Origin of the sequence: Streptomyces sp. NBC_01296 (assembly GCF_035984415.1) — a bacterium.
Lineage (GTDB): Bacteria > Actinomycetota > Actinomycetes > Streptomycetales > Streptomycetaceae > Streptomyces.
Window position 1 is genome coordinate 3,708,182 of sequence record NZ_CP130720.1, and the last position, 17,627, is coordinate 3,725,808.

Sequence of the window (17,627 nt, forward strand, 5' to 3'; positions counted from 1 at the left end):
ACGTTTCCGATGAGCCGACCTGCTTCCCGGGCCGGCCGGGAGCCCCCGTACGCTCGGCGCCATGGACGTACTCATCAATGTCTTCGTGGGCCTGCACATCATCGGTATCGCCGCCCTCCTGGGCGGCTTCCTGACCCAGATGAAGGCGATGAACGCCGGCACCGCCCGTTTCGTGCCCGCGATGCTGCACGGCGCGCTGACGATGCTCGTCACCGGCGTCCTGCTGGTCGGCTTCCGCGAGATGGACGGCGGCCACGTCAACAACATCAAGATCGGCGTGAAGCTCGCCGTCCTGTTCGTGGTCCTCGCCCTCGTCTACGTGAAGCGGGACGAGGAGCGGGTGGAGAAGGCGCTGTTCGGCGCGGTCGGCGGACTGACCGTGGTCAATATCTTCATCGCCGTCCTCTGGCGCTGATCCGCAAGCGCCACGTCCCGGTCACGTCGGGTCACGTCAGGCCACTTGCGATCATCTCGTCATCCGGCCGTTACCTTCAGGTCTAGCGTCCTCCTCCAAGCACCGAGCTCCCGAGCGAGGAAGGACGTGAGGCCCTCGTGGCCAGTCACCGAAAGCCCAGGCAGCGCCCGCTCTCCCGCGGCACCGTACGGACCGCCGCCACACTCGCCCTCGCGGGCGCTGCCACCGCCACCGCCTTCGAAGGCACCTCGCAGGCCGACCCCCAGCAGACGCCCTCCCAGGTGAAGGCGGAGGTGGACCGGCTCTACGAGGAGGCCGAGGCGACGACCGAGCGGTACAACGGGGCGAAGGAGAAGGCCGACGAGGCCCAGCGCGCGCTCGACGGGCTGCGCGACGAGTCCGCCCGCAAGACCGACCGGCTCAACACCGCCCGCAGGGCGCTCGGCTCCCTGGCCGCCGGCCAGTACCGCAGCGGCGGCCTGGGCCCCGCCATGCAGCTGGCGCTGGCCGCGGACCCGCAGGAGTACCTGGACCGGGCCTCGTTCCTCACCCGGACCGGCGACCGCAGCGCCGCCGAGATCTCCTCCGTACGGCGCCAGCTCGACGAGGTCGGACAGCTGAGGGACCAGGCCGCCGGCCGGCTCGCCGACCTGCGCTCCCGCGAGGGCGAGCTCGCCGAGTACAAGGCCACCGTCGAGGGCAAGCTCGCCACCGCCAAGCGGCTGCTGGCCAAGCTCACCGCCGAGGAGCGGGCGGCGTACGAGGCCCAGTCGGCCGGCGCGGCCCCGGCCGGTCCGCGCGCCGCGACCGCTCCGGCGCCGGTTGCGGACGGTACGCGCGCCGCCCGCGCGGTGGCCTTCGCGTACGGGGCGATCGGCAAGCCGTACGTGTGGGGCGCGACGGGACCGGGCTCGTTCGACTGCTCCGGGCTGACCCAGGCGGCCTGGCGCTCGGCCGGGGTCTCCCTCCCGCGCACCACCTACACCCAGATCAACGCCGGACAGCGCGTCTCGCGCGACCAGCTGGCCCCCGGCGACCTGGTGTTCTTCTACTCCGGGGTCACGCACGTCGGCCTGTACATCGGCAACGGCCAGATGGTTCACGCCCCCCGCCCCGGCTCGACGGTCCGCGTGGCCCCCATCGACTCGATGCCCTGGGCCGGCGCCTCCCGCCCGGCGTGAGGGGCCCTACGGCGCCTTGACCTGCGTGTTCAGCCAGCCGAAGGTCTGCGGGATCTGCTTCGACCACGAGTCGAGGTTGTGGCCGCCGACCACCTTCTCCGCGTGCACCGTGGTCGGGTTCTGCGCGATGGACTTGAGGTCCGTGCCGGACAGGTAGCCGTCCTGCTCGGCCCCCGACATCCACAGCGCGACCGCCGGCGGCGTGGGCGCGGCCTTGAGCAGGGCCTTCAGGTTGTGGGTGCGCCGCATCTCCGGGTCCTGGGCGACCAGCGAGGTGGGCTCCTGGCCCGGGTCGTTGTAGCCGGACAGGGAGACGGCCGCGCTGTAGCGGTCGGGGTGGAGGATGCCCAGCTTGGCGGCGCAGTACGCGCCCGCCGAGTACCCGGCGACGCCCCAGGTGCGGGCCTCGTCCGACGCCCGGAAGTTGTCGACGACCATCTTGCGGACGTCGACGCTGAACCAGCTGTCCGCGTTGACCTTGCCGGGGATGTTCGCGCAGCCGGTGTCGCCGTTGCCCAGCAGCATGGCGCGCGGCGAGACCAGGATGAACGGCTGCACCTTGCCGCTCTTCATCAGCGGCTCCAGCACCTCGTGCGCCTTGAGCCCCTGGAACCAGGACTTGCCCGTCCCCGGTATGCCCGGGATCAGCTCGACGACGGGGAACTTCTTGTTCTTGAACGCCGGGTCGTCGTACTGCGGCGGGAGCCACACCATGACCTCGCCCTTGACCCCGGAGATCTTGCCGTTGAGCTCGGTCTTCTTGACCCGGCCGCCGAGGCCGTCGACCGGCTGGAACTCCTGGAGCACCTTCGGCTCCGCCTTGACCTCCGTGGCCTTCTTCCCGCCGAGCCCGTCCGGGCCCAGGTCGGGGGCGGCGGTGACGTACTTTCCGGTGCCGAGCAGATCGCCCCAGGAGTTGTAGAAGGTCTCCTGCCGGTTCACCGCGATGAACACCACCGCAACGGCGGTGACCTGGGCGAACACCACCATCAGGGCACGGGTCGACACGCGTACGACGGCGGGGCCGCGCACCTTGCTCCACACGGCCAGAGGCAGGACGACGGCGATCGCCGTGAGGGCGATCGCCGTCGCGAAGAGGGGGATCCCGGTCAAGCTCATCACGCCACCCAAGAGTGCAGCGTGGCACCGGGCGGTTGCCCCCGCCCCCTGCGGCGTGGGTCACACGCGATCAGACCAGGCGGCGCGCCGTCGCCCAGCGGGTCAGCTCGTGCCGGTTGGAGAGCTGGAGCTTCCTGAGCACCGCCGAGACGTGCGATTCGACGGTCTTCACCGAGATGAACAGCTGCTTGGCGATCTCCTTGTACGCGTAACCGCGCGCGATCAGCCGCAGCACCTCGCGCTCGCGCTGCGTGAGGCGGTCCAGGTCCTCGTCGACCGGCGGCGCGTCCGTCGAGGCGAAAGCGTCGAGCACGAAGCCCGCGAGCCGCGGCGAGAACACCGCGTCGCCCTCCTGCACCCGGAAGACCGAGTCGACCAGGTCGGTCCCGGTGATGGTCTTGGTGACGTACCCGCGTGCGCCGCCCCGGATGACCCCGATGACGTCCTCGGCCGCGTCCGACACCGACAGGGCCAGGAACCGCACCGGGTCCTCGGCCGCCGACATCAGCGGGGCGCAGCGCCGCAGCACCTCGACGCCGCCGCCGCCGGGCAGGTGCACGTCGAGCAGGACCACCTCGGGCCGGGTGGCGGTGATGACGGTGACGGCCTGGTCGACGTCGGCCGCCTCGCCGACGACCTCGACGCCGGTCCGGGCGGTCTCGCCGATCTCGGCCTGCACGCCCGTACGGAACATCCGGTGGTCGTCGACGAGCACCACCCGAACGCTCCTGGCCACTCCCCCGCTGCCGGTCTCTTCGGTCATGCTGCGTTCGCCGCCCTCTCCATCTCCAGCTCGACTTCCGTGCCGCCGTCGGGCGCGGACCGCAGCCGTGCGGTCCCGCCGTTGCGCTGCATCCGGCCGATGATCGATTCTCGTACGCCCATGCGGTCGTCCGGTACCGCGTCGATGTCGAAGCCCGGTCCCCGGTCCCGTACGGACACGAAGACCGTCTGCCCCTCCACCTCGGCGTACACCTGCACCGGCCCTCCCTCGCCACCGTACTTGGCGGCGTTGACCATCGCCTCGCGCGCGGCCTGGACCTGTGCGGCGAGCTTCTCGTCCAGCGGGCAGTCGCCGACCACGACGACCTCGATCGGGACCCCGTGGTGGTCCTCCACCTCGGCGGCCGTCTTCTTGACGGCTTCCGCGAGGGTGGCCGGCTCCTCGGCCTCGTCCTTGCCGGTGCCCTCCGGCTTGTACAGCCAGTTCCGCAGCTCCCGCTCCTGGGCGCGGGCGAGGCGGCGCACCTCGCCCACGTCCTCCGCGTTGCGCTGGATCAGGGTGAGCGTGTGCAGCACCGAGTCGTGCACGTGGGCGGCGACCTCGGCGCGCTCCTGGGCGCGGATGCGCATCAGGCGCTCCTCGGAGAGGTCCTGGGTCATCCGGATCAGCCAGGGCCCGGCGAGCAGCGCGATGCCGACGAGGACGGCGAGGGCTGCGGTCAGCACGTTGCCGAGCTGCGCCGCGGAGCCGCGTACGACGATGAACACGGTCAGGCCCACGCCGACCAGCGCGACCCCGGCGAACCCGCGGGCCATCTGCAGGAGGCGGGCGTTGCGCCCGGCGGCGGCACCCCAGTGGGCGCGGCGGGCATTGTCGGCCTGCCGCCATACGAGGACCACGCCGGCGCCGACCAGCAGCGTCGGCCACACGTAGCGTCCGGACGCGCCGCCGACCTGGACCTTGGAGATGAAGATCCCGGCGCCGATGCACAGTGCGATGAGCGCGGTGATCTGCCCCTTGTCGGGCTTGCGCAGGCGCCGGGTGCCGTCGGGGAGGGTCTCGAAGAAGGAGCGGTGGCCGGTGCGCCCGCCGACGCCCAGCGGTACGAAGACCCAGAACGCGGCGTACAGCAGCACGCCCAGGCCGTCGCCCCACATGAACAGGCCGAGGAAGGCGAGCCGGACCCAGATGACGGGCAGCCCGAGGTGCCCGGCGAGACCGCGCGCGACACCGCCGAGCATCCGGCCGTCGGCGCTGCGGTAGAGCCTGCGCTGCGGCGGTTCGTCGGCTTCTGCTGCGTGCGGGGGACGGGGGGCGGCGGAAACGGGCATGTTCCTGATGGTCACACGCGCGCGGCGCGCGGGGCATCAGGGCATCCCCCCAGTTCTGTAGGGGGGATATCAGGGTTGTGCCAGGGTCGGGCCCGGTGCCGCGGGGCGCGGCGGCCCGTCACCATGGATCCATGACCAAGCACGACTCCCCGCCGTCGCCGGCCGGTGCCGACGCGGCACCGCCGCCGGGCGACCGCGCCGCAGACGGGTCCGCGGACCGGCCCGCCGACCGCGCCGCCGACCGGCCGCCCCTGCGCCGCAGCAAGCGCGACAAGGTCCTCGCCGGCGTGTGCGGCGGCCTCGGCCGGTATTTCGACCTGGACCCGGCGATCTTCCGGATCGTGCTCGGCGTCCTCGCGGTCACCGGTGGCGTCGGCCTGATCTTCTACGGCTTCGCCTGGCTGCTGCTGCCCGTGGAGGGCGAGGACGACAGCGAGGCGAAGAAGCTGCTGACGGGCCGGGTCGAGGGCGCCACCCTGGCCGCGGTGTTCGCGGCCCTGGTCGGCTGCGCGCTGTTCCTGTCGATGCTGGACAACGGCGGACTGGCCGTGTTCTCCGTGCTGGTCATCCTGGCCCTCGGCGGGGCTTCGTACTGGTCGCAGCGCCGCCGCGCCGCCGCCGCCCCCGAGGCGGAGCCCCAGGCGGCGCACCGCCCGGGCCCGCCGGAGACCCAGGCTCCGCCCGTGCCCGGCGCCCCGTCCTGGTGGCGGGACCCGCTGGTCAAGGACGGCACCACCGGTCCCGTCGGGACCACGGGATACCTGTGGGGTCCGGACGACTCGGCCGAGGCGGCGGCGGACACCGCGGGCGGCAAGGCCGCGGCTGCGCCCGAGCGGCCCGCCGCCCCGAAGGTGCCGCGCGGCGGCATCGGCGGCCGGGTGTTCGTACTGGCCCTGCTGGCCGGGGGCGCCGCCACCGCCTCGGTCTGGCAGGGCAGCACCCTCTCGCACGCCCTGCAGATCGGGCTCGCCTCGGCCTTGGCGGTCTTCGGCCTCGGCCTCGCGGTCAGCTCGGTCAAGGGCCGCACCGGGTTCGGCACCGTGCTCCTCGCGATGATCACCGCCGGGCTGCTGGCCGGGGCCTCCGCGCTGCCCCGCGAGATCGGCACCGACTGGAAGGCCGTGGCATGGCGGCCGGCCGCCGTGGCCGACGTCAAACCCCTGTACACGGCGGGCACCGGGCTGGCCACGCTGGACCTGAGCCGGCTGGACGTGCCGAAGGGCACCACCCTGACCGTCCGCGCCGGCGTCGAGGCGGGCCGGCTCAAGGTGATCGTGCCCCGCGAGGTCACCGCGCAGGCCGATGTCTCGGTGAAGCTGGGCGACATCAGGCTGCCCGGGGACACCAGCCAGGACGTACGCATCAAGAGCGGCGGCGAAACCCAGCAGGCGACCCTCAAGCCGCCCGCCGGCACCGAGGCCGGGGGAACGATCGAGCTGCACCTGAACGCGGGTGTGGGACAGGTGGAGGTGGCCCGTGCGGCGTCATGAGTTCCAGCCCGGACGGCTGCTGGCCGGCCTGGTCCTGGTGGCCGCGGGCGTGCTGTACCTGCTCGACGCGACCGGCGAGGCCGACCTGCCCTGGTTCCTGGTCATCCCGATGACCATGGGCGGGCTCTGCCTGGCCGCGCTGGTCGGGGTGGTGACCTACGCCGTACGCCGGGACCGGCGCGACCGGATCACCGAGTCCAGCGACAGGTAGGGCGCACCGGCCAGGATCATCGGGATCCAGGCCATCAGGTAGATCAGGTCGTTGCCGTAGTAGTACGGGGACACCTGCCAGGACACCGTGAGCCACAGGCTGAGCGAGATCAGCGCTCCGCCGGTGGCCGCGATCCGGGTCAGCAGGCCGGCCAGGACGCCGAGGCCCACCAGGAGCTCTCCGATGGCGAGCACCACGGCGAAGCCGACGGGCGACAGCAGGGCCCAGTCCACCAGGGCGGGGATCGCGGAGGTGTCGCGCACGCCGTGCATCAGCTCGCCGATGGAGCCGGGGCCGGAGGCGGACAGGAACGCGGAGTCGGTCAGCTTGTCCAGGCCCGCGTAGACGAAGGTCACGCCGAGGAAGATCCGCAGCGGCAGCAGGGCGTACCGGGCGGCCTGTTCCCGCAGTCCGGCCGGGGCGGCGGAAGGGACATCAGTTCGGGTCACGCCCCCATGTGTACCCCGTTCACTCGGCCACGTCGATGGTGCAACGGTTGGATTCCACTCCGGCGGCCGTGACCACCTGAACCTCGATGCGCCCGGGTTCCACTTCCGCCGGGACCGGCACCGTCAGGACCGAGTCCGAGGGGTTGGTGAACCCGCCCGCGACCGGCACCAGCGGTACGTGCACGTGGACCGCCCCGACCCGTACGACCAGCCGGGCCAGCATCTCCGGCGTCTGCGCCCCCGGCGGTACGAAGCCCACGCCGCGGATCTCGATGTCGTCGCCCGGCCGGATGGCCGCGTCGAGGTCGCCGGGCTCCCGTCTGCGGACCACCGACAGCACCAGCGGACGGGTCACCTCCGCGTACTTCGCCGCGAGGTACACCGCCGCCGACAGGGCCACCAGCACGGCCAGCGCCCACGGCAGCCGCGGCAGCCGGTCCGGGAACCGGGCCATCGACACCGCCGCGAAGGCCAGCACCACCGTGGAGACCAGCACGTACTGCGCGTCCGGGAAGCTCCCGCGGCCCGCGTCGTCCGTCAGCAGGTCCACGCCGCGCGGCCGGTCCGCCGGCAGCTTCTGCATCCGCTGGCCCATGATCCGTACGGTGACCACCCGGCGCACCAGCACCGCCACGGCCGAGGTCAGCGCGACCACCGCCAGCAGCGGCAGCGCCCGCCCCAGCGCCAGGCCCGCGTACAGCGCCTGCCGCTCCGGCCCGGGCGAGGAGGCCGCCAGCCGCAGCGCGGGCAGCAGCGCGGCGAACGCCGTCAGCACCACCCACGCGCTCGGCACCGCCTTCGAGGTGGACAGCCGGTTGTCCTCGCCGACCAGCGGGGCGAGCAGGCCGCCGCGCAGCGACTGGGCGCGGGCGGCGACCGTGAGCAGCCCGGCCAGGACCACCGCCGCGAGCAGCCCCGCGGTGCGAGCCGTGGACCAGCCGGTGCCGAGCGCGGTGCCGACCTGCACCAGCAGCAGCACCCCGGCGGCGATCCACACGGCGAGCACGGCCCGCCGCGAGAACAGGTACAGCCAGGAGTTGCCGGCCTCCCGCCCGCGGTCGGCGACCGTACGGGCCGACAGGGTCAGCTCGTCGGAGACCCACTGCCGGGAGGCCCCGGCCGAGCGGGCCACCGCCGCCGGCAGTCCCTGGCCCGCGGCGAACTCGTCCCTCTTCTCCGTGAAGGCGGCGACCGCGCGCCGGTGCCCCTCCTGCGCGCCGTGCGGGCAGTCGTCGCAGGTGCAGGTGCCGCCGTGGGTGCTTCGGGACATCTCTTGGACAGCCACGTGCGTGCCGCCTCTCTGAACTACGGTGCAATGCCAGCGAATTGTGCACCACTGCGGCAGTGCTCCGGATTGCGCACGATGTCAGAGCAGGTGATTAACCGTTCATGATGTTGACGTCACCCGCCCGGCCCAGTGTTTTCAAGGCGCGACGGTCTGCCGGAGCGGCTGGTAGCTGACCCACGCGGCGAGATCCGAGCCGAAACGCTCCCGCGCGGCGAGGGCGGCGCGGTGGTCGATCGCCGCCGGCTTCCCGGCGGCCCGCGCGATCAGCTGCACCTGCGCCGCGCGCTCCGCCGCGACGAACCACCAGGCCGCCGCGTCCACGGAGTCGCCGACCGTCAGCAGCCCGCGGTTGCGCAGGACCAGCGCCTTGTACGGGCCCAGGGCGCGGGCGATCCTCCCCGCGTCCTGCGGACCGGCGAACCCGTCCAGGAGTGCGTGGTCCTCGTAGAAGGCGCAGGCCTCCTCGCTGATCGGGGCGAGCAGCTCCCCCAGCGCGGCCAGCGCCCTGCCGTACGGGGCGTGCGTGTGCACCACGGCGACCGCCTCGGGGCGGGCCCGGTGCACGGCCGCGTGCACGGCGAAGGCCAGTTCGTTGACCCGCCGGTCCCCCTGTCGTACGCGCCCGTCCCCGTCGACGAGGAGCAGGTCGTCGGCGGTGAGTGCGGACAGGGCCTGCCCGAAGGGGTTCACCCAGTAGCAGTCCCGGAACTCCGGGTCCCGCGCGCTGGCATGGCCGGCGACCCCTTCCTCGTACCCGAGCCGGCCGAACAGCCGCAGCGCCCCGGCGAGCCGCTCCTTGCGGTACGCGCGCTCCTCGGCCGGCCCGGTGTGCACGGGCGGCATCGAGAACCGCAGCCGGTCCACGGGGACGGGTGGGGGTGCGAGTGCGGGCTCCTGGGCCATGGGCGCTCCTTCGACGGCTCGGCTCGGCTCGGCTCGGCTCGCGGCGCAAGGTACCGGCGGCTCCCCCAACAGGCCATACCAACGGCGAAGCCGCCGCTCCCCGGAGGGAACGGCGGCTTCGTCACGGGCGGCGGGTGGGGACTACTCCCACTCGATGGTGCCCGGGGGCTTGCTCGTGCAGTCGAGGACCACGCGGTTCACGTCCGGCACCTCGTTGGTGATGCGGGTGGAGATCCGGGCGAGCACCTCGTACGGCATGCGCGTCCAGTCCGCGGTCATCGCGTCCTCGGAGGAGACGGGGCGCAGCACGATCGGGTGGCCGTACGTGCGGCCGTCGCCCTGGACGCCGACGCTGCGGACGTCCGCGAGCAGGACGACCGGGCACTGCCAGATCTCGCGGTCCAGGCCGGCCGCGGTCAGCTCGTGGCGGGCGATGGCGTCGGCCTCGCGGAGCAGGTCCAGACGGTCCTTGGTGACCTCGCCGACGATGCGGATGCCGAGGCCGGGGCCCGGGAAGGGCTGGCGCTGGACGATCTCGTCGGGCAGGCCGAGCTCCTGGCCGACCATCCGGACCTCGTCCTTGAACAGCTGGCGCAGCGGCTCGACGAGCTCGAACTCGATGTCGTCGGGCAGGCCGCCCACGTTGTGGTGCGACTTGATGTTCGCGGTGCCGGTGCCGCCGCCGGACTCGACGACGTCCGGGTACAGGGTGCCCTGGACCAGGAAGGCGACCGCGGGGCCGTCCTCCTGGAGGATCTCCAGCTGGGCCTGCTCGAAGACGCGGATGAACTCGCGGCCGATGATCTTCCGCTTGGTCTCCGGGTCGGAGACGCCGGCGAGCGCGCTCAGGAAGCGCTCCTGCGCGTCGACGACCTTCAGCTGCACGCCGGTGGCGGCGACGAAGTCCTTCTCGACCTGCTCGGTCTCGCCCTTGCGCATCAGGCCGTGGTCGACGTACACGCAGGTCAGCTGGGAGCCGATGGCCTTCTGGACGAGGGCCGCGGCGACCGCGGAGTCCACGCCGCCGGAGAGGCCGCAGATGGCGCGCTTGTCGCCGACCTGCTCGCGGATGGCCGCGATCTGCTCCTCGACGATGTTGCCGGTGGTCCAGCTGGGCTCGAGGCCGGCGCCGCGGTAGAGGAAGTGCTCCAGCACCTGCTGGCCGTGCGTGGAGTGCATGACCTCGGGGTGGTACTGGACCCCGTACAGCTTCTTCTCGTCGTTCTCGAAGGCGGCGACGGGGACGACGTTCGTCGACGCGGTGACGCTGAAGCCCTCGGGGGCGGCGGAGCAGGCGTCGCCGTGGGACATCCACACCGACTGGTTCTCGGGGGTGCCCTCGAAGAGGGTGGAGCCGGCCTTGGAGACGGCCAGCGGGGTGCGGCCGTACTCGCGCGCGCCGGTGTTGTCGACGGTGCCGCCGAGGGTGGTCGCCATCAGCTGGAAGCCGTAGCACATGCCGAAGACGGGAACGCCGGCCCCGAAGAGGGCGTCGGCGTCGTCCAGGCGCGGAGCGCCCTCCTCGTACACGGAGGACGGGCCGCCGGAGAGGATGATCGCCTTCGGGTCCTTGGCGAGCATCTCGGCCACGGGCATCGTGCTGGGCACGATCTCGCTGTAGACCCGAGCCTCGCGGACGCGGCGGGCGATGAGCTGGGCGTACTGGGCGCCGAAGTCGACGACGAGAACCGTGTCCGGGGCGCTGTCGTGGGCGGCGGAGGGTGCTTCTGGCACGGGGCGGCCTTCCGGCGGAAGAGGTGGCTGTTTTGTCGATTCTACCGGTGGCGCCGGCCGCCACTTTGTCGCACCATCCGAGGCCCACGTCACGGTGACGTCCCGCGACACGTCCGTCACAGCGCCCGCCGCGCCTCCCCGATCACGCGCTGGGCGTCGGCCCCGTAGACGGCGGATTCCCGCAGGGTGTTCCAGACCCGGAGGTGGGTGGCGACACTGTCGGCATCGTCCAGCCACAGCTCGGCGTGCCAGGTCTCGACGATGACCTGACGGTCGTCGTACATCCAGAACCCCGTGGCCGGGGGGATCTGGAGCGCCGCACCGAGGGGAACGATCCCGAGCTCCACGGTGTCGAGGCCGATCACCCCCAGCAGACGGTCGAGCTGAGCGCCGAGCACGGCGGGCGGGCAGATCCGGGCGTGGAGCGCGGCCTCCCACATCAGGAGGTGGAAGCGCTTGGTCGGGTCGTACAGCGCCTCTTGTCGGCGCATGCGCGAGCGGACGGCCTCTTCCGTGTCCCGGGGAGACTGCTGAAGCTCGGCGTAGCGGGTGAAGACGGACCGCGCATAGTCGGGCGTCTGCAAGATCCCCATGACCATGGACGTCTCCCATCCCCGGAGCACGGTGGCGTCGCCGTGCGCGGCGAGGTGCGTGTCCTGCACGCGTTTGTGGCCCGAGCTCAACTGGCGCCGCCATGAGCGGATGTGGCTCTCGAAACCCCGGAGCCGGGCCAGCAGTTCGTCGTACGCCTCCGGCTGACCGGTCCCGTCGGACCAGGCGCGCAGGTCCTCGGGGGTCGCGGTCTGCCTGCCGTTCTCCAGCTTGCTCACCTTGGGCTGGGGCCAACCGAGCCGCCGGGCCAGCGCCGCACCGGTGAGCCGGCCACCAGCAGCCGCGAGACGGAGTTCGCGCAGCCGTATGCCAAGCGCTTCCCGCGCCTGCTGATAGTCCGTGCTCACCGGTACCCGCTCATTGCCGTCACTTGGCCTCGAACACCTCGTACGGGACAGCGTAGTGCGAAGCCGCGTCGCGCACTTGGGCGTAACGGAGCACCTCGGCCGGCTCCGTGATGAGCTCGACGTCCACGAAGTTGTCGTCCTCGTCGAAGTTCAGCAGGGCGACCGTCCGTGAGTCGAGGATCCAGAAGTCCTCCTCGGGAAGATCCAGCCGCTCGGCGTCGCCGCGCCGCAGGATCCGGATGTCCTCGCCGAGGGCGCTGTTGCGGCGCGCGTTGTCGAGCAGGTAGAGCTGCCCGGGTGTCGCCGGGGCGTCGACGATGCGCACGCGCTCGAACCGCTTGCCGAGGGCGACTTGTTCACGGCGCTCGGCGCACCACTCCGGATTCGACCCGTCCCAGTTCACGGGCTCGCCCCGGGTGAACTGCGCGTAGGTCTCGGTGGCCTCGTCCGACGCGTAGCGGCGCCGGGTCTCCAGGCGCCACGTCACGTGCTCGAACCGCGTGAACAGCCGGTCGAACGCGTCCAAGTCGATGATGTGCGGCACGCGGTTGGCCTCCTTCGGGCCGAAATCGACCAGCAGTTCACGGGGAACCACGACGGGCACTTCTCCGGGCGACAGGTGCCGGAGCCGGGCGATGTCCTCGGGGTCGGTGAGCGGCGGTCCGTGAACGATGACCTCACCGCTGTCCAGGTCCTCGTGGACCGCCGGGCACCCGTTGACCCCGCTGCCCGTGCCGTTGAACCGCAGTCGACGCGCCATGGCATTGCCCCTCTCGTAGCCGGTCGGCCCAGCATCGGGGGTGGCTCGCCGCTTCCGCCATGGCTTCAAGGACACTGCGCGAGAATTTCCGGATATAGCTTCCGAGTGTGCGCGAATAATCGCGAATGACTCCTCGCGCCCTCAACTCCCCTTGCCTAGCGTTGATTTCATGGGAACTCGGACCACCATGAGCCCGCCCGTCCACCTCTCCCTGCCCACCGACGCCCCGAGACCGGCCGTCGGCTGCGACGTGTGTGCGGCGCTGGCCGGGCAGCGGTCGGAGGCGTACCGGCGGGGGGACCGCTCGGCGGTGTCGGACTGCAACGTCGAGATCGTCGCGCACCGCGAGCGGGGTCGGTGCTGAGCCGCGCCGTGTTCCGGTACGTGGCGCACACCATCCGGCACGCGCCGGAGGGCGGGATCACCTACGAGGTCATCTGCGCCGCGTACCGGTGCGGAGCGGAGTCGGGCCCGCAGGACGAGCAGGAGGCCGCGCAGGACTGGGCCCTGCGGCACACCGGGCGGACCGGCCACGACCTGTTCCGCCGGGTGTTCACCGACCACGCCCGGGTCACGCGGACGGCCGAGCCGTCTCACGATCCGAACCCGGTTGGCCGGGACGGGGGAGGAGGGTAATAATCCACTCCATGCGCAAGCAGCTGAGCTTCCTCTTTACCTATGGCACCGGCCGGTCCGGTCGCCATGGGTCCTCGTGATGCTCGCTTGAGCCGCTGACTTCCCAGAGCGCCCCGGTCCGACAGGACCGGGGCGCTCTGGCGTTTCCGCTCCTGCCGGAACTACCCACAGGAGTAAGAACATGACCGTGACCACCACCCCCGCGCAGCTGATCGCCGAGTCCCGCGGACGCATCGACGCCATCGACGACCGGATCATCGGCCTGATCCAGGAGCGGATGGCCGTCTCGACCGTCATCCAGGAGGCCCGGATCTCCTCGGGCGGCCGCCGGGTGAACCTCTCGCGCGAGATGGAGGTGCTCGAGCACTGGCGCGACGCCCTCGGGAAGCCCGGGACCACGCTCGCCATGACCCTGCTGGAGCTGTGCCGAGGCCGCGTCTGACGCCGCCCGCCCGCCCCGCCTCCCGCGCACGCGCCCCGTGCGCCCCGCGTACCCCTTACGCCTGTTCGTCACTCGTCCGGACCGTGACCGGCCCCGACGGGCTTCGTTGGTGTGGATGGCCGCGTCAGCCAGGCGCGGGACCGAGCACCACGCGTGGCACCGCCGGAGCGATGAGACGCACGGCCCGTCGGGGACGTGCGTCGTGGGACCTCGCTCCTTCGCATGACCGGACGGCAGGGGACAGCAGCCCGGTCACCCCAAAAGGGGACGGCCGGCCCAGGGGACGCCCCGGGCCGGCCGTTCTCCGTTCCTGCGCCTACGCGTGCCCGCCGGAGCGGCGGCGCACCCCCACGTACAGCGCACCGCCGACGGCCACGGCGGCCAGCGCGCCCAGCGCGACCGGGCCGACGGAGCTGCCGGTCGAGGCCAGGTTGCCGCCCGTGCCGCCGGCAGCGGTGGTGGAGGACGAAGCGGTCGGCGTGGCCGACGCCGAGGCGGACGCGGACGGCGACGGCGAGGCGGAGGCCGAGGTGCTCGCGCTCGGGCTCGCGGCGCCCTTGACCTCGACCACGAACGCGGCCTGGGCATTGCCCGCGACCGGGTCGAAGGCGAGCGGCTTGGTGCCGCCCGCGACCGGCTCGCCGACGGTGACGTAGCCCTTGGCGTTCGCCACGGCCTTCTCGATCTTCATCGCGAACCGGTCGGCATACGTACCGGGGACGTCCGCGAACGACCCGCCGTCACAGAAGTAGCGCGGCGCGCCCAGCCGCTCCGCCCGGTCGCTCCCGTCGGCGTTGACCGCGCGGCAGTTCCGGGGCACGTCCGTGACCTGCACGCCGGCCGGCATCACGATGTCCGTACGGGCCACGCTCTCGCCCGAGCGCAGGCTGATCACGGCCGGGCCCTTGTTGCGGAAGCCGAGCTCGGCCACGACCGTGTCGCCCACCTTGCCGGAGGGCGAGGCGGTGACCGCCTCGAAGTCGGCCCGGGCGCCCTTGGCGGTGAACTCGAAGCTGCGCTCGTTGTCACCGGGGTCGAGGTCGGTGTTCTCGGCGTGCCCGGCGTCCCGCGGGTCCAGGTTGGAGTTCGTGACCGGCACCGCGGCCGACGCCTTGACCAGCTTCAGCTTCTTGCCGGTGGCCGGCTTGTCCTCGGGCGCGTCCTTGCTCGGCGCCGGGTCGGGGACGACCCCGTACCGCAGCCGGTCCTGGTAGGCGCGCTCGGTCGTCTTGAGGTGCAGCGGGGAGTCGGGGGCGAGCCCGTAGGACTCGCCGGGCAGGAACTCGCCCTCGACGAGGCACACCGTGGTGGCGCCCATACCGCCGTGGTCCTGCCGCCGGCAGTTGTCGTACGTCTCCGCCGGCTCCAGGCCGGCCGAGGTGTCCAGCTCCAGCGCCACCGACCCGGCGGGCAGCGTGCCCCGGTTCGCGAAGGCCAGCGGCAGGTCCTGCTGCTCGCCGGCCACCACCTCGGCCTTGGGCTTCAGCTCGCCCAGGTGCAGGTCGGGGCCGCCGACGGTCAGCTTGGTGGTGACCGGCGTGACGCTCGCGCCCGTCACCTTGCCGGTGACGGTGATCTCACCGCTCGCGCCGTTCTTGCTGTCCTTGGCGGCGGAGACGAGCAGGTCGAAGCTGTTGCCGTTCCCGGCGTTCCCGGCGTTCCCGACCGAGAGGCCCTGCTGCGTGCAGATGATCTTGGTGGCGCTCGTCGTGCAGTTCGCCCTGGGCTTGGCCGGGTCGAGCCGGACCGACGCCATCCCGGCGACCTTGGTCAGGTCGACGGTGACGGTGAACTCGCCCGGGAAGCTGTTGCCGGGGCCCACGTAGTCGAGGTGGTAGCGAAGGCTCCGCTCCTTCGAGGTGCCCGAGTCCGGGTACGGCTGGAGCACCTGGGCGGAGGGGCCGCCGAGCGGGAAGGCGGGTTCCGCGGCGAGCGCGGGGGCGGCCACGCCGAGGCTCAGCGTCGCCAACCCCGTAGCTGCCAATAGGGAGATGCGCTTGTCCATGAAGACCGAGACCGCCGAGGCCGGGTCACAGTTGCACACTTTGCGGGGTGACGGGCATCACATGCAACCATCCGGACTGATCACCTGTCACTTATGTACGCGGCGGCGGGTTCTGCGCTCGGAGGGGGAGCGCAGACCCTGCCGCCGCTACACGTGTCACGCCTTCTTCGGAACCTCCGGCACCGGCAGCAGCAAAGGCAGCCGCAACGCGCCGAACGCCTCCTCCGGGACCGCCGGACGGGCCGGTTCCACCGCCGCCAGCCGGGTGTAGGCCCCGCCCTGCTCCGGCCGCGGGTCCTGCTCGCCGTGGTTCGGCCAGTACGACATCGCCCGCTCCGCCTGCGCCGTGATCGTCAGCGACGGGTTGACCCCGAGGTTCGCCGAGACCGCCGAGCCGTCCACCACCGAGATGCCCGGGTGCCCGTACAGCCGGTGGTACGGGTCCACCACGCCCTCCTCGGCACTGGCGCCGATCGGGCAGCCGCCGAGGAAGTGCGCCGTCAGCGGGGTGCCCATCAGCTCGCCGATGTTGCTGCCCGGGAAACCGTTGATCTCCTCGGCCAGCAGGGTGGCCGCCTCGGTGGCCTCCTTGATCTGCACCGGGTTCGGCGCACCGTGCCCCTGGCGGGCGGTGAGCAGGCCCTTCCCGAGGCCGCCGGGCTTGCGGTACGTCGTCAGCGAGTTGTCCAGCGACTGCATGACCAGCCCGATGATCGTCCGCTCCGACCAGCGCCGGTTGGACAGCGAGCGCGCCAGCTGCACCGGGTGCTTCGCGGTCCGGGCGAACCAGGCCCGGACCCGGTGCCTGCTGAACGGCACCTGCAGGACGGTCATGAACCCCATGGCGTTGGAGCCCTTGCCGTAGCGGACGGGCTCGATGTGGGTGTCGGCGTCGGGGTGCACGGACGAGGTGATCGCCACGCCCCGGGTGAAGTCCGCGCGCTGCTCCTCGCCGGGGCCCGCGCCGCGCCGGCGGCGGTAGCGGCGGTCGTCGGTCTGCGCGCCGACCAGGCCCTCCGAGTTGGTCCGGGTCAGCTCGCCGAGCCGGTCCGAGATCCGCGGGAGCAGCCCGTTGTCCTTCATGGTGTGCAGCAGGGTCTGGGTGCCGTACGTGCCCGCCGCCACGACCACGTACCGGGCGCGCAGCTCCTTGGCGATACCCCGGCGGCGGGCGTCGGTGGGGACGGTGCGGATCCGGTGGCCGCCGTCGGGGTGCTCGGCGAGCGCGGTGACGGTGGTCATCGGGTGGATGACGGCGCCGGCGCGCTCGGCGAGGTGCAGGTAGTTCTCGTTCAGGGTGTTCTTCGCGCCGTGCCGGCAGCCGGTCATGCACTCACCGCATTCGGTGCAGGCCTTGCGGGCGGGGCCGGCGCCGCCGAAGTAGGGATCGGGGACCTCCTGGCCGGGGCGGGCCTCGGAGCCGCCCTCCGCGTCCGCGCCGTCGCCGAAGAAGACGCCGACCGGGGCCATGTGGAAGGAGTCCCCGACGCCCATCTTCTCGGCGGCGGCCTTCAGGTGGACGTCGGAGGGGGTCAGCGTCGGGTTGAGGCGTACGCCCAGCATCCGCTTGGCCTGGTCGTAGTACGGGGCGAGTTCCTCGCGCCAGTCGGTGATGGACGCCCACTGCCGGTCCTCGAAGAAGGCGGTCGGCGGCACGTACAGGGTGTTGGCGTAGTTGAGCGAGCCGCCGCCCACCCCGGCGCCCGCGAGCACCATCACGTTGCCGAGCAGATGGATCCGCTGGATCCCGTACAGCCCGAGGGCCGGGGCCCACAGGTAGTTCCGCAGGTCCCAGCTGTTGCGGGGCAGGCTCTCGCGGGTGAACCGGCGTCCCGCCTCCAGGACGCCGACCCGGTAGCCCTTCTCGGTCAGCCGCAGCGCCGAGACCGACCCTCCGAAGCCCGATCCGATGACGATGACGTCGTAGTCGTAATCGTGGTCGTACGACACTGCTTGTGCCTCCCGGTTGGGTCCTGGCAT

The 17,627-nt window shown here is 72.3% G+C and carries 17 protein-coding genes and 1 pseudogene; 7 read left to right on the top strand and 11 right to left on the bottom strand.

Annotated features, from left to right (window positions below; all coding sequences use genetic code 11):
• The first annotated feature begins 61 nt into the window (after positions 1–61).
• Entirely contained in the window at positions 62–415 is a 354-nt protein-coding gene (locus tag OG299_RS16440; RefSeq protein ID WP_266626328.1) for a hypothetical protein, read from the top strand.
• Between the two features lie 137 nt (positions 416–552).
• Positions 553–1,596: a C40 family peptidase gene (locus tag OG299_RS16445; protein WP_266626330.1), complete on the top strand. Its 1,044-nt coding sequence runs from the start codon at positions 553–555 to the stop codon at positions 1,594–1,596.
• A gap of 6 nt (positions 1,597–1,602) precedes the next feature.
• Here the strand turns inward: OG299_RS16445 and OG299_RS16450 are convergent, their stop codons facing one another.
• The 3 genes from OG299_RS16450 to OG299_RS16460 form a co-directional block, all read right to left on the bottom strand.
• Complete coding sequence (locus tag OG299_RS16450) at positions 1,603–2,715, bottom strand: alpha/beta hydrolase (protein WP_266626332.1); 1,113 nt, start codon at positions 2,713–2,715, stop codon at positions 1,603–1,605.
• 70 nt (positions 2,716–2,785) lie between these two features.
• Entirely contained in the window at positions 2,786–3,478 is a 693-nt protein-coding gene (locus OG299_RS16455) for a LuxR C-terminal-related transcriptional regulator (protein ID WP_266626334.1), read from the bottom strand.
• Positions 3,475–4,770, bottom strand: a complete 1,296-nt coding sequence (locus OG299_RS16460) for an ATP-binding protein (RefSeq protein ID WP_266626336.1) — start codon at positions 4,768–4,770, stop codon at positions 3,475–3,477. Before OG299_RS16460 ends, OG299_RS16455 begins: the two co-directional genes overlap by 4 nt.
• Before the next feature lie 131 nt (positions 4,771–4,901).
• Here OG299_RS16460 and OG299_RS16465 point away from each other — a divergent pair, with 131 nt between their 5' ends.
• Together OG299_RS16465 and OG299_RS16470 are read left to right on the top strand one after the other, a co-directional pair.
• Positions 4,902–6,260: a PspC domain-containing protein gene (locus OG299_RS16465; protein WP_327361875.1), complete on the top strand. Its 1,359-nt coding sequence runs from the start codon at positions 4,902–4,904 to the stop codon at positions 6,258–6,260.
• Positions 6,247–6,471 (top strand): hypothetical protein, encoded by a 225-nt coding sequence (locus OG299_RS16470; RefSeq protein WP_266626340.1) that lies wholly within the window; start codon positions 6,247–6,249, stop codon positions 6,469–6,471. Before OG299_RS16465 ends, OG299_RS16470 begins: the two co-directional genes overlap by 14 nt.
• Here OG299_RS16470 and OG299_RS16475 read toward each other — a convergent pair.
• The 6 genes from OG299_RS16475 to OG299_RS16500 form a co-directional block, all read right to left on the bottom strand.
• Positions 6,417–6,920, bottom strand: a complete 504-nt coding sequence (locus OG299_RS16475; RefSeq protein ID WP_266996619.1) for a DoxX family membrane protein — start codon at positions 6,918–6,920, stop codon at positions 6,417–6,419. The genes OG299_RS16470 and OG299_RS16475 overlap by 55 nt on opposite strands.
• Positions 6,921–6,939: 19 nt before the next feature.
• Entirely contained in the window at positions 6,940–8,190 is a 1,251-nt protein-coding gene (locus tag OG299_RS16480) for a hypothetical protein (protein ID WP_389869175.1), read from the bottom strand.
• Between the two features lie 153 nt (positions 8,191–8,343).
• A complete protein-coding gene (locus OG299_RS16485; RefSeq protein ID WP_266626345.1) occupies positions 8,344–9,111 on the bottom strand; it encodes a class II aldolase/adducin family protein in 768 nt (255 codons plus the stop codon).
• Positions 9,112–9,252: 141 nt separating this feature from the next.
• Positions 9,253–10,845: a glutamine-hydrolyzing GMP synthase gene (guaA, locus tag OG299_RS16490; RefSeq protein ID WP_266626347.1), complete on the bottom strand. Its 1,593-nt coding sequence runs from the start codon at positions 10,843–10,845 to the stop codon at positions 9,253–9,255.
• A 116-nt stretch (positions 10,846–10,961) separates the two neighbouring features.
• Positions 10,962–11,804, bottom strand: a complete 843-nt coding sequence (locus tag OG299_RS16495; protein ID WP_327361876.1) for a helix-turn-helix domain-containing protein — start codon at positions 11,802–11,804, stop codon at positions 10,962–10,964.
• A gap of 19 nt (positions 11,805–11,823) precedes the next feature.
• Positions 11,824–12,564, bottom strand: coding sequence for a DUF6879 family protein (locus tag OG299_RS16500; protein WP_327361877.1), 741 nt, complete (start codon positions 12,562–12,564; stop codon positions 11,824–11,826).
• 169 nt (positions 12,565–12,733) lie between these two features.
• Between OG299_RS16500 and OG299_RS16505 the strand changes: the two genes are divergently transcribed.
• From OG299_RS16505 to OG299_RS16515, 3 genes and pseudogenes are all read left to right on the top strand, one after another.
• Positions 12,734–12,928, top strand: coding sequence for a hypothetical protein (locus OG299_RS16505; RefSeq protein WP_327361878.1), 195 nt, complete (start codon positions 12,734–12,736; stop codon positions 12,926–12,928).
• An 8-nt stretch (positions 12,929–12,936) separates the two neighbouring features.
• Complete coding sequence (locus OG299_RS16510) at positions 12,937–13,200, top strand: DUF7848 domain-containing protein (RefSeq protein ID WP_442817592.1); 264 nt, start codon at positions 12,937–12,939, stop codon at positions 13,198–13,200.
• A 145-nt stretch (positions 13,201–13,345) separates the two neighbouring features.
• Positions 13,346–13,642: pseudogene (locus tag OG299_RS16515) on the top strand (chorismate mutase); the annotation flags it as partial.
• A gap of 316 nt (positions 13,643–13,958) precedes the next feature.
• Here OG299_RS16515 and OG299_RS16520 read toward each other — a convergent pair.
• Positions 13,959–15,611, bottom strand: coding sequence for a hypothetical protein (locus OG299_RS16520; protein WP_327361880.1), 1,653 nt, complete (start codon positions 15,609–15,611; stop codon positions 13,959–13,961).
• 192 nt (positions 15,612–15,803) lie between these two features.
• Complete coding sequence (locus OG299_RS16525; RefSeq protein ID WP_406512577.1) at positions 15,804–17,627, bottom strand: GMC oxidoreductase; 1,824 nt, start codon at positions 17,625–17,627, stop codon at positions 15,804–15,806.